At 72.5% G+C, this 1,227-nt stretch carries 2 protein-coding genes; one reads left to right on the forward strand and one right to left on the reverse strand.

The genetic code is table 11. The annotated features are described in order from the left end of the window. Window positions 1-480 (reverse strand): methyltransferase domain-containing protein (locus tag MCM47_RS41065; RefSeq protein WP_238951864.1); only part of this gene is annotated, 480 nt, incomplete at its 3' end. A gap of 111 nt (window positions 481-591) precedes the next feature. Between MCM47_RS41065 and MCM47_RS41070 the strand changes: the two genes are divergently transcribed. After that, on the forward strand, window positions 592-1,089 hold the full coding sequence (locus MCM47_RS41070) for a MarR family winged helix-turn-helix transcriptional regulator (protein ID WP_238949698.1): 498 nt from the start codon (window positions 592-594) through the stop codon (window positions 1,087-1,089). The last annotated feature ends 138 nt before the right edge of the window (window positions 1,090-1,227 follow it).

The following is a 1,227-nucleotide window of genomic DNA, read 5'->3' on the forward strand; positions in this document are numbered from 1 at the left end:
GTCGTGCCAGCGGGGGCTGTGGCGCAGTTCGGTGAGGGCGGTGTGGCTGGGTGAGTCGAAGTTGCCGGGGACCTGGAGGGCGATGACGCCGCCGGGTGGGAGGGTGGCGGCCCAGCGGGGTAGCAGGTCGAGGTGGCCGGGGATCCATTGCAGGGTGGCGTTGGAGGCGATCAGGTCGGGGTGGGTGTCGGCGGGGTCGTAGTGGGTCGCGTCGGCGAGTTGGTAGTGGGCGGTGGGTTCGCCGGTCGTGCGGGCGGTGGTGAGCATGTCGGCGGAGTTGTCGATGCCGGTGAGGCGGGCGTGGGGCCAGCGTCGGCGGAGGAGGGCGGTGGAGTTGCCGGGTCCGCAGCCGATGTCGAGGACGGTGGGGGCGGGTTCGTGGGGGAGGGTGGGGACGCGGGTGAGGAGGTCGTGGAGGGGGCGGGTGCGTTCGTCGGCGTAGCGGAGGTACTGGTGGGGGTCCCAGACGGGGGTGTTCATGGTCCACCTCGCATGTATCTCGACGTCAAGATATCTGCTCGCACCTTCCACGTTACATTTCTCGATGTCAAGAGACTTCACATCGACACAACCCCCGATACACTGATCGCCATGGAGGACGAGGTCGACCGCCTGGTCGCAGCATGGCGCCGAGAGCGCCCCGACCTCGACGTGGAACCGCTTGAGGTGCTCAGCCGGGTGAGCCGACTCGCCCGGCACCTCGACCGTGCCCGCCGGACGGCCTTCGCCGAGCACGGTCTGGAGCCCTGGGAGTTCGACGTGCTGACGGCGCTGCGCCGGGCCGGCACCCCGTACCAGCTCTCCCCCGGCCAGCTGCTCACCCAGACCCTGGTCACGTCCGGCACGATGACCAACCGGATCGACCGCCTCACCGGCAAGGGTCTGGTCAAGCGGTTGCCCGACCCGGACGACCGGCGCGGTGTGCTGGTCCGGCTGACCGACGACGGCCGCGACCGGGCGGACCAGGCGCTCGCCGGCCTGCTCGCGCACGAGCGCGAGCTGCTCGCCCAGCTCACCGCCGCCCAGCAGGGCGAGCTCGCGGGGCTGCTCCGGCTGCTGGTCGCCCCCTTCGACAACATTCCGGGCTGATCCACGGCGCCCGGGGCGTGTGCGGGCGACGGCGCGCCGGGCAGGCGCGGCTCCGGCGACCGGGCCGGGGCCGGCCCCGCCCCGACCGCTGCCCGGCGTGGCTCAGAAGCCGTCCGGGTACGGGGTGCTGAGCGCGGG

This window comes from Kitasatospora sp. A2-31, from assembly GCF_022288725.1.
Classification (GTDB): domain Bacteria; phylum Actinomycetota; class Actinomycetes; order Streptomycetales; family Streptomycetaceae; genus Kitasatospora.

Coding starts and splice junctions, on each gene's coding strand:
- MCM47_RS41070 (WP_238949698.1), top strand. CDS start 592: ATGGAGGACGAGGTCGACCGCCTGGTCGCAGCATGGCGCCGAGAGCGC.